Source organism: Sphingomonas sp. SP6 (assembly GCF_058313435.1).
The window spans coordinates 463,927-476,824 of sequence record NZ_JBZFLG010000004.1 but is presented as its reverse complement, the minus strand read 5'-3'; the positions used below and the strand labels follow the sequence as shown (position 1 = coordinate 476,824).

At 69.4% G+C, this 12,898-nt stretch carries 15 protein-coding genes; 4 read left to right on the top strand and 11 right to left on the bottom strand.

From position 1 onward, the window contains the following. The first annotated feature begins 141 nt into the window (after positions 1–141). Complete coding sequence (locus AC4GYY_RS15820; protein WP_491121924.1) at positions 142–468, top strand: hypothetical protein; 327 nt, start codon at positions 142–144, stop codon at positions 466–468. 7 nt (positions 469–475) lie between these two features. On the opposite strand, the gene AC4GYY_RS15815 is transcribed toward AC4GYY_RS15820, so the two are convergent. Next, positions 476–1,192, bottom strand: coding sequence for a cell wall hydrolase (locus AC4GYY_RS15815; protein ID WP_491121923.1), 717 nt, complete (start codon positions 1,190–1,192; stop codon positions 476–478). A gap of 138 nt (positions 1,193–1,330) precedes the next feature. Here AC4GYY_RS15815 and AC4GYY_RS15810 point away from each other — a divergent pair, with 138 nt between their 5' ends. Next, positions 1,331–1,855: a hypothetical protein gene (locus AC4GYY_RS15810; protein WP_491121921.1), complete on the top strand. Its 525-nt coding sequence runs from the start codon at positions 1,331–1,333 to the stop codon at positions 1,853–1,855. On the opposite strand, the gene AC4GYY_RS15805 is transcribed toward AC4GYY_RS15810, so the two are convergent. The 8 genes from AC4GYY_RS15805 to AC4GYY_RS15770 form a co-directional block, all read right to left on the bottom strand. Beyond that, positions 1,852–2,493: a 3-oxoacid CoA-transferase subunit B gene (locus tag AC4GYY_RS15805; protein WP_491121919.1), complete on the bottom strand. Its 642-nt coding sequence runs from the start codon at positions 2,491–2,493 to the stop codon at positions 1,852–1,854. The genes AC4GYY_RS15810 and AC4GYY_RS15805 overlap by 4 nt on opposite strands. Beyond that, positions 2,493–2,801 (bottom strand): DUF5076 domain-containing protein, encoded by a 309-nt coding sequence (locus AC4GYY_RS15800; RefSeq protein WP_491121917.1) that lies wholly within the window; start codon positions 2,799–2,801, stop codon positions 2,493–2,495. The genes AC4GYY_RS15805 and AC4GYY_RS15800 overlap by 1 nt, the downstream gene beginning before the upstream one ends. Continuing rightward, the gene (locus AC4GYY_RS15795; RefSeq protein WP_491122028.1) at positions 2,798–3,652 is read right to left on the bottom strand and encodes an HAD family acid phosphatase; all 855 of its coding nucleotides are present in this window, start codon (positions 3,650–3,652) and stop codon (positions 2,798–2,800) included. The genes AC4GYY_RS15800 and AC4GYY_RS15795 overlap by 4 nt, the downstream gene beginning before the upstream one ends. Before the next feature lie 161 nt (positions 3,653–3,813). Next, positions 3,814–4,545 (bottom strand): CoA transferase subunit A, encoded by a 732-nt coding sequence (locus tag AC4GYY_RS15790; protein ID WP_491122026.1) that lies wholly within the window; start codon positions 4,543–4,545, stop codon positions 3,814–3,816. A gap of 37 nt (positions 4,546–4,582) precedes the next feature. Next, on the bottom strand, positions 4,583–5,233 hold the full coding sequence (locus AC4GYY_RS15785) for an HAD-IA family hydrolase (RefSeq protein ID WP_491121915.1): 651 nt from the start codon (positions 5,231–5,233) through the stop codon (positions 4,583–4,585). 65 nt (positions 5,234–5,298) lie between these two features. Then, entirely contained in the window at positions 5,299–5,733 is a 435-nt protein-coding gene (locus AC4GYY_RS15780) for a hypothetical protein (protein ID WP_491121914.1), read from the bottom strand. After that, positions 5,730–6,944: a DNA/RNA non-specific endonuclease gene (locus AC4GYY_RS15775; protein ID WP_491121912.1), complete on the bottom strand. Its 1,215-nt coding sequence runs from the start codon at positions 6,942–6,944 to the stop codon at positions 5,730–5,732. Before AC4GYY_RS15775 ends, AC4GYY_RS15780 begins: the two co-directional genes overlap by 4 nt. A gap of 67 nt (positions 6,945–7,011) precedes the next feature. Beyond that, a complete protein-coding gene (locus AC4GYY_RS15770) occupies positions 7,012–7,932 on the bottom strand; it encodes an SMP-30/gluconolactonase/LRE family protein (protein WP_491121910.1) in 921 nt (306 codons plus the stop codon). 53 nt (positions 7,933–7,985) lie between these two features. On the opposite strand from AC4GYY_RS15770, the gene AC4GYY_RS15765 reads away from it, so the two are divergent. Further along, entirely contained in the window at positions 7,986–9,626 is a 1,641-nt protein-coding gene (locus AC4GYY_RS15765; protein ID WP_491121908.1) for a thiamine pyrophosphate-binding protein, read from the top strand. Between the two features lie 38 nt (positions 9,627–9,664). Here AC4GYY_RS15765 and AC4GYY_RS15760 read toward each other — a convergent pair whose 3' ends face one another. Next, entirely contained in the window at positions 9,665–10,954 is a 1,290-nt protein-coding gene (locus AC4GYY_RS15760; RefSeq protein ID WP_491121906.1) for a sugar MFS transporter, read from the bottom strand. 86 nt (positions 10,955–11,040) lie between these two features. On the opposite strand from AC4GYY_RS15760, the gene AC4GYY_RS15755 reads away from it, so the two are divergent. After that, on the top strand, positions 11,041–11,574 hold the full coding sequence (locus AC4GYY_RS15755; protein WP_491121904.1) for a (2Fe-2S)-binding protein: 534 nt from the start codon (positions 11,041–11,043) through the stop codon (positions 11,572–11,574). On the opposite strand, the gene AC4GYY_RS15750 is transcribed toward AC4GYY_RS15755, so the two are convergent. Then, a complete protein-coding gene (locus AC4GYY_RS15750) occupies positions 11,571–12,839 on the bottom strand; it encodes an MFS transporter (RefSeq protein ID WP_491121903.1) in 1,269 nt (422 codons plus the stop codon). The genes AC4GYY_RS15755 and AC4GYY_RS15750 overlap by 4 nt on opposite strands. Positions 12,840–12,898: the final 59 nt, after the last annotated feature.

Genomic DNA, 12,898 nt, shown 5'->3' with positions numbered 1-12,898 from the left:
CTCAGCGGTGACACCATGCGACACCTGACTTACGGGTTGATCCTCCTTTCTGCTGCGACCGCGCTTTCGGGATGCGGAGCGAGCGGCCCGGGGGTTCTACCACCCCCACCGCCGCCCCCGCCCATCGCGACGGGTGTTCCGGTGAATGTCTACGTCTACCCGAACGCCGATGCGGCTTTCGCCGGCGAGAAGACCAACGTGATGAGCTACACCGGCTATGCTCCGGCGCCGAACCCGTGGGATCCGACGTGGCGCGAGCCCAAAGTGATCGAGATCTGGTACTCCGGAAATCGCAAACGGGCGGTAAGACTCTGCTGGATCGTCGGCGGGCCGGACCATGGTTCGGTGATCCGCAAGGTCGGCGGAGCGGCGACGCCGCCGATGGTGGCGGTGCACCTGCCCAAGAGCAGGCCTCCAGCCGATGACGACACGTCGGACAACTGCACCGACGGCCCTCCCGCGCCTTGAGCACATCCTACCGCTGGGCGGCGGGTTTGAGCCCCCACAACGAGAACGTCGGCGGCGGAGCCGCGGCAGCTCCCGCAGGCGCGATCTTCGCCGTCGCCGCCGACAATGCGGCCAGTGCACCGATCACCGGCTCGCCCTTGGCGCTGAAGACGCCAGGGCCGATCATGCGATCACCCAGCCCCGGCGCGCGGTAGAAGATGTGCGCGCCGATCGTCGCCACGCGCACCAGGCTCGGCGCCCAATAGGGCGACACGTAATTGGCGTGATACCAGGCGGCCCCGCTCACCCGGGTCGGATTGCGCCCGTCGATCGCCGCCTCGGCCACGGCGCGGGTCGCCGCCAGCACCCGATCCGGCAACCGGCGGCGGAGCGAGCCGTCGCAGGTGAAGGTGAACTGGCACCCCGTCCGCCGCTCCGATCCGGCGAACACCACCCCGCACACGGTCTTGGCCGCCGCGGGATCGCGCGAGAAGACGCCTGCGCGCGCACGGTTGAGGATCACCTCCGCCACCGCCTGCTGCCCCGCCAACGGCTCGTTTGCCGCCTCATAGGCGATCGCGGTCGCCAGACACTGGACGGCGCGCGCGCGGTCTTCGTCCACGGTCACCGGACCCCCAGCTGCGGCCGACGGCGCGACCCCGGGCGACGGCACGAGCTGCGCCTGCGCATGGCCGGCCACCGTCGCCGTGAACCCCGCCACGCAGAGATGGATCGAACGAATCATCGGTTTCCGAAAAAGATCCCGCCACGCTCCGCGACGTCAGGTCGCCCTGGCAGCCGCACGTTGCACTTTCTTGACTGTTCCGGATCGCGCGACAAGCCCTGTCGCCCAAGCGACACATTCCCGCGCTAGGTGCAGGAGATGACCGTGACGCGCACACCTCTCCTCGCCGCCGCCTTGCTGTGCGTCGGCGCCGCCCCCGCTCCGTCCACGACCCGCATGATCCCGGAACGGCTGCTCACGTGCGTGCTGTCGCGGATGACGAACTTCGATCCGACGGCGCAGCAATCCGCCGCCGACATCACCTACGAGGGGAGATATCCGCTCGCGCTTCGCCTTCCCGCCACGCCGGTCCGCACCGCGCCGCCGCCGGACATCACCGATCCCGCCGAGCCGGTCGACCCGCGGACCGCGATCGTCGCCGATCCGTCCGGCTTGACCAAGGATTTTCCGAACCGCTTCAACCGCGTCGTCGATCTCTGGCCTGACCGCGTCGAGATGACGAGCGTGATCGATCAGCCGCTGGTCAACATGATCATCGTCCACCCGATCGACCCCGCGAAGGGAACGGCGTCGCTGTTCATGACCCGCGCGAAGGACCTCAACGCCTACGACACCGATCACATGTATTCGGGCGAGTGCCGGATCGAGACGCCGAAGCGCTAGAGCGCGACGTCGTAGGCCGCGGTGGTCTTCGCCGCGACCTCGTCCGCGGTGACGCCGGGGGCGAGTTCGACCAGCCGGAAGGGCGCTTTGTGGTCCGCGCGGCGAAACACCGCGAGGTCGGTGACGATCATGTCGACGACGTTGCGCCCGGTGAGCGGCAGCGTGCAATCGGGAATGAACTTCGGCGTGCCGTCCTTCGCGGTGTGCTCCATCACGACGATGATCGTCTTGACCCCGGCGACCAGGTCCATCGCCCCGCCCATCCCCTTGATCATCTTGCCGGGGATCATCCAGTTGGCGATGTCGCCCGCCTGGCTCACTTCCATCGCGCCGAGCACGGTCAGGTCGATGTGCCCGCCACGGATCATCGCGAAGCTCTGCTCGCTGCCGAAATAGGCCGATTGGGGCAGCTCGCTGATCGTCTGCTTGCCCGCGTTGATCAGGTCCGGATCCTCCTCGCCCTCATAGGGGAACGGACCGATGCCCAGCATCCCGTTCTCGCTCTGGAGCGTGACGGTCATGCCCGCTGGGATGTTGTTCGCGACCAGCGTCGGGATGCCGATGCCGAGATTGACGTAATAGCCGTCGCGCAGCTCCTTCGCCGCGCGCGCCGCCATGCCGTTGCGGTCCCAGGGCATCAGTTCAGCGTCCCCGGAACGCGGTCGAGCGTGGCGAACTGGTCGCGCAGTTCGGCGGCGACTCCGTCGACGATCGCCTGGAGCATCTCGGCCTCGTCGCCTGCGCGGGCCTCGGAATAGGCGCGGGCGGCGTGCCGGATCGTGTCGGCCATCAGGTAACCGAACACTTCGGGGTCCTCCAGCACGTCGGGCATGATGAACACGGTCGCGCCGCCGCCGTCGGTGATCCAGACGCGCGCGACCTCGACCGACTCGTCGGTCAGGCCGGCTCCGTCGTCGAGCGGGATCGCTCCGGGATGATCGGTCATTGCGGCGGACTCCATCTCATGTCCTGCGGGAAGACGTCGTCGAACCCGCCCTTCAGCGCGGTGCCGTACACCGGATTGGGGAACAGGAACCACCCCGCGCCGAACCGCGCGTTGACGGGGGTCGACAGCGTCTCCGCGCGCCGCCCCGCCGGCCCCTGCTGGGCGTTGAACAGATCGGAGAAGTCGCCGAGCTGGTCGCCGGCCATCGCAAGGACGCAGTATTTCGCCGCGATCGCCCACCGGCGCTTGTCCTTGAGCGCGCCGGCGTCGTCGTCGCCTTGAAGGTACAGCGTCTCGCCGTGCCTGGCCGACCCCAGTTCCGCCTCGACCAGCGCGGCGGCGGTGGCGTCGGCGTTGGCGGCGGTGCGGTTGGAGTTGAACACGACCTCGACGCCCATGGTCCTCAGCGTCCGGAGCGCCGCGGACGCGCCCGGCGTCGCCACCACCTTTTCCGCGCCGCTCCTTTCCCAGGCGTCCCATCGCGCCGCGTCGTACGGATGGCCCTGCGCGGTGTCGTATTCGAAGCCGAGGTTGAGCAGCACCGTCTCGTCGATGTCGAACACCGCGGCGGGCGGCTTCTTGCCGCACGGCACCCACTTCGGCTCGGCGAGGGTCGATCCTTCGGCGAGCACGACGCTGTCCTTGGGCCGCTTCAGCGCCTTGTCGGCGACGTGACGGATCAGCGCGCGCCAGGTCTGCATCGACGCGGCGGCTGCCTCGCCCGAGCCGTAGAGATATTGCATCCCCGGCGGCACCGACGGGGGAGGTGCGACCGGCAGGGCCGGTGCGGGCGGGCTTGCGGCCGCGCCGTCCGGGGCGGGAAGCTGGGAGCCCGCCGGCAGCAGGGTCAACCGCCCGGAGGCCGGCGCCTCGCCCGCGCGCTTGTGGCCGCGGTCCTTGCGGACGGCCTTGCGCCCGATCGTCGCGCCGGCTGCGAGGGGCACCGCCGCCACGGCGACGCATCCGGTCAGCAGCCCACCCGCCGCCAGCGCCGCCAGCGCCGAGCGCGCGCTCACGCTTCGACCTGCTCCCCGGCCTGGACCGGGCGCGGGCGGGTCAGGCGGAACTCGATCTTCTTGTCATAGGGTGCGCCGACGATCAGCCGTTTCACGTAGATGCCGGGCAGGTGGATCGCATCGGGGTCCAGCGTCCCGACCGGCACCACCTCCTCGACCTCGGCGACGCAGACGTCCGCAGCCGTCGCCATCGGCTGGTTGAAGTTGCGCGCGGTCTTGCGGAACTGGAGGTTGCCGCTCTCGTCGGCGCGCCAGCCCTTGATGATCGACAGGTCGGCGCGGATGCCGCGTTCGAGGATATACTCCTCCCCGTCGAACATCTTCACCTCCTTGCCCTCGGCGACGAGCGTGCCGACCCCGGTCTTGGTGTAGAAGCCGGGAATCCCCGCCCCGCCCGCACGGCAGCGCTCGGCCAGCGTCCCCTGCGGGCAGAACTCGACCTCCAGCTCGCCGGCGAGATACTGGCGCTCGAACTCCTTGTTCTCACCGACATAGGACGAGATCATCTTCCTGACCTGCCGGGTGCGGAGCAGCTTGCCCAGCCCCTCGCCGTCGATCCCGGCGTTGTTCGACGCGATCGTCAGATCCTTGACCCCGCTGTCGCGGATCGCGTCGATCAGCCGCTCGGGAATGCCGCACAGGCCGAACCCGCCCGCGCAGATCGACATGCCGTCGCGGAGCAGTCCGTCGAGCGCGGCGGCGGCGTCGGGATAGAGCTTCTTCATGATCGCAGGCGTTACCGCCATCGCGGCCCCGCGGAAAGGGTCAGAACAGCGCCGGATCGACCCCCAGCGCCTTCGCCAGATCGGCCAGCGCCGCATCCTCGGTCGTCACCTTGATCGCGATCATTCCCATCTCCGCCGCCGGCTTGCAGTTGATGCCCAGGTCGTCGAGGTAGATGCAGTGATCGGGCTTCTTGCCCAGATGCTCGCACATCATCGCATAGATCCGCGGATCGGGCTTGCGGATCCCGACCTTTGACGATTCGATGACGTGATCGAACCGCCTGAGGATCTCCGAGACCGCCTTCGCCTTCTCGGCGGTGCGCGCCATCCCCGCGCCTTCGCCCGCGGGCACGTTGTTGGTGATGCAGCCCAGGTGATAGCCGTGGCGCTTCAACCAGTCGAGCGCGTGGACCATGCGCGGCCGCACGTCGCCCGCGAGCACCCCCAGCACATCCTCGCCGCGCAGCTCGTGGCCCAGCGCCTTGGCCTCCTCGGCGAACGCGACGTCGAAATGCCGCGCGTCGATCTCGGCGCGCTCGAACCGCGCCCAGGCGTTGTCGTCGCCGCGGGTCGCATTGACCCGGCGGATGAAGTCGGTCGGCAGCCCGCGCTCGCGCTCCAGGCGATTGAACGCCTCGAACGGCGACGAGGTGATCACCCCGCCGAAATCGAAGATCACCGTATCGCGCACTCGCCCCTCCCGCTTGGAGGGCCGGCGCTATGCCGTGCCGGTCGGCTAATCAAGACCAGGAGGTGTCAGGGGCGCAGCGTCTCCACCATCTCGGCGTGGTTCGCGGGCGTCACCGTCCAGTCGGCATCGCCGTCGTAATCGAACTCGACCTTCAGCTCGGGCGCCCCGCTCGCCTCCCGCTTGATCTTCAGGAGACAGCGCCGCCATCGCTCGCCCGCATCGGTCGCCATCGCGTCGGCAAGCGCTTGAGCGCGCGCGATCACGTCGAAGTCGTCGGGGGTCTCGGCTTCCCAATCGTCCGCATCGTACACGAATCCGTACATCCGCTTGCGCGGCGCGATCTCGACCACCAGCGCGATCCCGCGCCAGTCGCGGTGGGCGTAGTTCGGATCGGCCAAGATCGCCTGGCCCAGATCGTGGACCGCCGCGTCGGCACGGCTCTGGTCGGCAGGGGTCATCGCACTCACTCCCAACAGCATCGCCGCAAGGCCGGCGATCACTTGCCGAGCATCGCGCGAATGTCCTTGCCCGATACTCGGTCGAACGTCTGCCCGGCCGCGTTGTCGAACAGTTCGGTGTTCTTATAGACGCGCTTGCCGGCGTCGTTGAAGACCTCGTACACCACGCCGACCTGGTCCGGCCGAGCCCCGTTCCCGCCCTTGAGCGCCACGTTGACCTTCACCGTGCCGCCGGCCTCGATCCAGCCAGCCCATTCGTTTTCCATGGTCTTGTAGGCGGAGCGGTTGAAGTTGAAGTTCTGCGGAAACATGTTCCGCTCGCCCTGGTCGCCGGTGAAGCGGTGGCCGATGATGTGGCCCGCGTCGTCGTCGATCTTGCCCCGGCCGCGCACCGCATCCTGCGCACCCGTCTCCGCGCTGCCGCGCGGCGCGCCTTTCGGTTGCAGTTCGGACAGCGTGGCGGTGGCGGTGGTCGGCCGACCCTTGGCGTCGAGCGTCCACTGCACCTCGTTCTTCCCGACCTTGGCCGAGGCGGTTCCGAGTGCGGCGACGTCGTCGGCCTTTTTCGCCGCCGTGCCGCCGAGCTCGTCGATCTGGCGCTTCATCGAGGTGAGCGTGTCGCGGGCGGACTGCGGCAGTGCGTCCAGCACTTTCTTCGGGGCTGCGCCGATCGCGTTGGAGATCGCGTCGAGCGCGGGCTTCGCCGCTTTGGCGAAGGCGCTGTCCGTCTTCGCCAGATCCACGGCGTGCGCGACGGTCTTGGCCCAGTTGCCGAGCTTCCCCAGCTTCGCCGCGTCGCCGATATAGGGGATCATCGACACCGCCGAGATGCCCGCGCCCAGGAAGTCGCCGCGCAGCAGCGAGATCACGCCGTTCGCGCCGTCCGACACCGGCGTCGGATCGAACAAGCCGGCGACGTCGAGCCCCATCTGGGTCAGATCGAGCGCGAGGTCCTTCTGCGATCCGGCAAGTCCCTTGGGCGCCGCGGCCCCGGCGCGTTGGGCGTCGGAGATCGCTTGCGGCAGGGCGCGGTCGAACTCGCCGCGTTCGACGGGATTGAGTCCCTTACGGGCCGACTCGATCGCATCGGCCGCGCCTCTCGGATCGCGCTGGGCAAGCTGCGCCAGATCGCGCGACAGGCCGCCGACGTCGACGCCCCTGCCGCTCCTGTTGGCGAGCAACAACGCCTCGCCCAGCCCGCCGCCGCGCGCGAGTCCGCCTGCCGCAGTGCCGATTCCCGTGACGCCGACCATCGTTCGCTCCCGCTGGTTCGACCCGCCAGATAGGCGGACCGGCGTGGGCGCGCACTCATCGTTCCGACTAGTAGGCGAGCTTCAGCCCCGGCCGCGCCCAGCGCGTCTTCACCAGCCGCCCGGTTCCCGAGAGCGTGATGTACGCATCGCGCAGGTCCTCGCCGCCGAAGCAGATGTTGGTGGTGAAGATATCGTCGGTCGCGACGAACTCCACGAGCTCGCCCGCGGGCGAGATCACGCTGATCCCGCACTCGCCGATCGTCGCGACGCACACGTTGCCGCCCGCCTCGACACCCAGCGAATCGAAGAACTTGTAGCCCGCGGGGCGGTACAGCGGGATGCCGGGGCCGCCCGGCCCGGCATCGGGCGCGACCTTGCCGGGGGCGGTGACGTTGAACTTCATCAGCCGACAGGTGTAGGTCTCCGCCGCGTAAAGCGTGTCTCCGTCGGGCGAGAGGCCGATGCCGTTCGGATTGTTTGAGGGGAAGATCACTTCCTCCAGATGGCTGCCGTCGGCCCTGGCGTAGAAGATCCCGACGATGTCGTGGCACCGCTTGGCGTAGTCGACCTTGCCGTGATCGGTGAACCAGAAGCCGCCGTGCGCGTCGAACACGATGTCGTTCGGCCCGCGCAGCGTGCAGCCGAAGTCGCCGAACTTGTAGAGCACCTCGACCGCGCCGGTCGCGGGATCGATCCGCTCGATCCGTCCTCCGGCGTAGTCGCTCGCGATCCCGTGCGGGGCGAGGTAGCCGCCGGTCTCGTTCCAGTCGAAGCCGCCGTTGTTGCAGCAATAGAGCTTGCCGTCCGGCCCCATCGCCAGCCCGTTCGGCCCGCCGCCCGGCTCCGCCACCGTCTCCTTGCGGCCGTCCGGGTGAACGCGCGTGATCCGGCCGGGTTCGATCTCGACCAGCACGATGCTGCCGTCGGGCATCCACACCGGCCCCTCGGGAAAGCGCAGCCCGTCGGTCACCAGCTCGAAGTCCGCCATGATCCTCTCCACTCTCTTTTGCCGACACGATAACGACGCGCTAAGCGCTGTCCATGACCCAGAGAACAGGCGGCCGCATCCTCGTCGATCAACTCGTGGCGCAGGGCTGCGACCGCATCTTCACCGTGCCGGGGGAGAGCTTCCTCGCGGTGCTCGATGCGCTCCACGACACCCCGTCGATCGAGGTCGTGACGTGCCGGCAGGAGGGCGGCGTCGCCTTCATGGCCTGCGCCGACGGCGCGCTGACCCACCGGCCGGGGATCGCCTTCGTCACCCGCGGCCCCGGCGCGACCAACGCCTCGATCGGCGTCCACGTCGCGATGCAGGACTCGCAGCCGATGATCCTGTTCGTCGGCGACGTCGACCGCGGCACGCGCGATCGCGAAGCGTTTCAGGAGATCGACTTCGAGGCGTTCTTCGGCCCCATCGCCAAATGGGCGGCGCGGATCGACGATCCGAAGCGCATCCCCGAGTACGTCGCCCGCGCCTACGCCACCGCGATCTCCGGCCGCCCCGGCCCGGTGGTGCTGGCGCTGCCCGAGGACATGCTGCTCGAGGAGGCCGAGGCGGTCGACCGCCCGCGCGTCGAGCGGGTCGCGCAGGGCGTCGACGCCGACGCGCTCGACCACCTCGCCGATCTGCTCGCCACCGCCGAGCGGCCGATCGCCATCGTCGGCGGGGCGGGCTGGGACCAGGTCGCCGCGCAGGACTTCGCCGCCTGGGCCGACCGCGTCGGCGTCCCCACCGTCGCCGCGTTCCGCCGGCAGGACGCGATCCCCAACGATTGCCCCGCCTATGCCGGCAACCTCGGCTACGGCCCCAACCCGAAGCTCGTCGCGCGGGTCAAGGCGGCGGACCTGCTGCTCGTCGTCGGCGCGCGGCTCGGCGAGGCGACGACCGACGGCTACACGCTGATCACGCCGGAGCATCCCGGCCAGCGCCTCGTCCACGTCCACCCCGATCCGAGCGAATTGAGGATGACCTACCGCACCGACCTCGCGCTCTGCGCCGGGATGGCGGAGTTCACCCAGACGCTTGCGCTCGTCGACGGCCCCGCTCACTCGCTCGCCGCCGAGGCGCGCGCCGAGTACCTCGCCTGGACCGAACCGCAGCCGCGCGAGATCGCGATGGACCTGGGCCCCTGCGTCGCGACGATGCGCGAGACGCTGCCGGCCGATACGATCATCTGCAACGGTGCGGGCAATTTCTCGGGCTGGTGGCACCGCTATTGGCGCTACGCCGGCCCCGGCACGCAGCTCGCGCCGACCGCGGGGGCGATGGGCTACGGCGTGCCCGCCGCCGTCGCCGCGTCGCTCCGCCGCCCCGAGCGGACCGTGGTCGCGCTGGCCGGTGATGGCGACTTCCTGATGAACGGGCAGGAGCTGGCGACCGCGGTCCAGCACGGCTGCCAGATGCTGGTCATCGTCGTCGACAACGGCGCCTACGGCACGATCCGGATGCACCAGGAGCGCGAGTTCCCCGGCCGGGTCTCGGCGACCGTGCTCCAGAACCCCGACTTCGCCGCCCTCGCCCGCGCCTACGGCTGCTGGGCGGACACCGTCGAGCGAACCGAGGACTTCCGCCGCTCGCTCGCCCGCTCGATGGTGCAGCCGGGAGTGAAGCTGCTCCACCTCAAGACCGACGTCGAGGCGATCACCGCGGGGACGACCCTGAGCGCGGTGGCGCGGCGCTGATCCGGTCTTCCCCCCCCCCGCCCGGGGAGGACCGTCGATCAAACCGCCGGGCGCCTCGCATAGACTCCGTATGCGCAGATCACCGCATAGCAGAGCCCCGGTAGGATCATCGCCGCCGCGAGGCTCCCGCTCGAATCGGCGAGCGCGCCGGTCGCGAGCGGGATCACCGCGCCGCCGAAGATCGCGATGTTGATGATCCCCGATCCGTCCGCGGCACGCCCGCCCAGCCCTTCCGAGGCGAGCGAGAAGATCGTCGGGAACATGATCGAGTTCATCAACCCGATCGCGAGCAGGCTGTAGCCGGACACCGCGCCGCTGGTATGCGTCGAGATCAGCAGCAGCGTGATCGCCCCGGCGGCGACGCCCGCGAGCAGCTTGCCCGGGCTCACCACCCGCAGCAGCGCCGAGCCGACGAACCGCCCGAGCATCGCGCCGCCCCAGTAGAAGCCGATCAGCTTGCCCGCCGCCGCGCCGTCGAGCCCCAGCACGCGCGCCTGCCCGAGATAGCTGACGATCAGCGAACCGATCGAGACCTCGGCCCCCACGTAGAGGAAGATGCACAGCGCGCCGAAGCCGAAGCGCGTGCGCTTGAGCAGGTCGAGCCCGGCGAGTCCGCTGCTCGCCTCGTGCCGTTCGCCCGGAAGGCTGTTGCGGAAGCCCCAGACCACCGCCGCCACGACGGCGAGCGCGACGGCGAGGCCCAAATAGCCCTGCCAGATCGCCTCGGTCTCGCGCGCGCGGTAGGCGTCGAGCGCCGGTCCGGACAGGTCGCCGGCGCTGACGCTCGCCAGGCTGCCGAGGATCAGGATCGAGCCGACGATCGGGAAGATCGTCGTGCCGAGCGAGTTGAACGCCTGCGCGAAGGTGAGCCGGCTGTGCGCGGTCCGCGCCGGGCCCAGCAGCGAGATCAGCGGGTTCGCCACCACCTGGACGATCACCACCCCGCTCGCCAGGACGAACAGCGCGGTCAGGAACAGGCCGTAGGTCGCGGTCTGCGACGCCGGAATGAACAAAAGACAGCCCAGCATCATGATGCCGAGACCCGCCACCGCCCCGCGCATGTAGCCGATCCGCTTGACCAGCTTCGCACCCGGAATGCCGATCACCAGATAGGCGGTGAAGAAACAGAACTGGATCAGCATCGCCTGCGTGTAGTTGAGCGTGAACAGCTCCTTCAGCTTCGGGATGATGACATCGTTCAGGCTGGTGATGCCGCCGAAGATGAAGAACAGGGCGAAGACGAACAGCCGCAGGTTCGGCGCGTTGATGCCGTCTCCCGCGCGCTCCGCGGCGGCGGGGTCGGTGGAACTGGTGGTGTCGACGTGCATGGGTCCTCCGTGCCGGCGCTTGCGGCCGGTTCACGCCGCGCACCATGGCGGGTGCGCGCGAAACCGCAAGTCGCTAGGACGCGGGCGTGACCAAGCTGACCGTCAACAACGAGGCCGTCGAGTACCGCCTGCCCGCCGACACGCCGCTACTCTGGGCGCTGCGCGACGCCTCGAACCTGACCGGAACGAAGTATGGCTGCGACACCGGCGAGTGCGGCGCCTGCACGGTCGACGTGGACGGCAAGGCAGTGCGGGCCTGCCGGCTGACGATCGGGGCGGCGGAGGGCAGCTTCGTCACCACGATCGAGGGGCTCTCGCGCGAGCGCACCCATCCGGTCCAGCTCGCGCTGCTCGCGAACAACGTCGTCCAGTGCGGCTATTGCATCCCCGGCATCGTCATGGCGGCGGCGGTGCTGCTGAAGGCGAACCGCAACCCCGACGAGGGCGCGATCAAGGCGGCGATCCCGAATCTCTGCCGCTGCGGCATCTATCCTCGTCTCGTAGACGCCATCCAACGCGCCGCCGCGGGCGTCCGGGGCGACGAGACGCTGCCGGCCGGGGCGCGTCCGGGGATCGATCCGACCGACGCGGCACGGGTGGTGCCGGCGCTGAAACCCTAATCCTCGGCGATCCGGCTCGTCGCCTTCGTGTCGCGCATCCGCAGATACACCACCAGCGACACCGCGATGGTGGCGGTGACATACCAGTAGAACCCCTGCTCCCACCCGCTCTTCTTGAACTGAAGCGCGACCGCCTCCGCCGTCCCGCCGAACAGCGCGTTGGCGCAGGCGTAAGGGAAAGCGACGCCCAGCGCGCGGATGTGGGCGGGGAACAGCTCGGCCTTCACCACCGCGTTGATCGAGGTGTAGCCGGTGACGATCACCAGCGCGCCGAGCACGATCGCGAACGCCGTCCACGGATCGCGCGTCCCCTCCAGCGCGGCGAAGATCGGATAGGTCAGCAGCGTCCCGAGCACCCCGAATCCGACCATCAGCGGCTTGCGCCCGACGCGATCGGACAGCGCGCCGGCAACCGGCTGGAGCAGCATGAACACGAACAGCGTCCCCGCGCTGATCGCGCTCGCGGTCTGGCGGCTGAACCCCGCGGAGTTCGCCAGGAACTTCTGCATGTAGATCGAATAGGCATAGAAGGCGAGCGTGCCGCCCGCGGTCATCAGCATCACGGTCATGAACTCGCGCGGATGCTCGCGCAGCAGTGCGCCGAGGCTCGATCCCCCGCCCCCGCGCTTGTCGAAGCTCTCGGTCTCGGCCAGCCGCCGCCGCAGCCAGTAGACGCCGACCGCCAGCACGCCGCCGATCGCAAAGGGAATGCGCCAGCCCCAGGCGTCGAGCGCCGCCTCGCTCATCGTCCGCTGGAGCACCAGCAGCACCAGCAGCGCGACCAGCTGACCCGCGATGAGCGTCACGTACTGGAAGCTCGAGAAGAAGCCGCGGTGCTCGCGCCCGGCCATCTCGGACAGATAGGTCGCGCTCGCGCCATATTCACCGCCGACCGACAGCCCCTGCATCAACCGGGCGATCACCAGGATCGCGGGCGCGGCGCGGCCGATCGTCTCATAGCCGGGCGTCAGCGCGATCAGCAGCGATCCGGCGCACATCAGCGTCACCGACAAGGTCAGCCCGGCCTTACGCCCGTGGCGATCGGCATAGACCCCCATGATCCACCCGCCGACCGGCCGCATCACGAAGCCGACCGCGAAGACGATGGCGGTGCTCAGCAGCTCGGTCGTCCGGTCGCCCGACGGAAAGAAGTGCCGGGCGAAGTAGAGGGTGAAGGCCGAATAGGCGTACCAGTCGTACCACTCGACCAGATTGCCCGCCGAGCCGCCGAGGATCGAGGTGAGGCGCGAGCGCGGCTTCGTCATCGCGCGACGCTAGCCTGTCGCGATCGCCCCTTGAAGCCCACGCCAACGTGTCTTACATC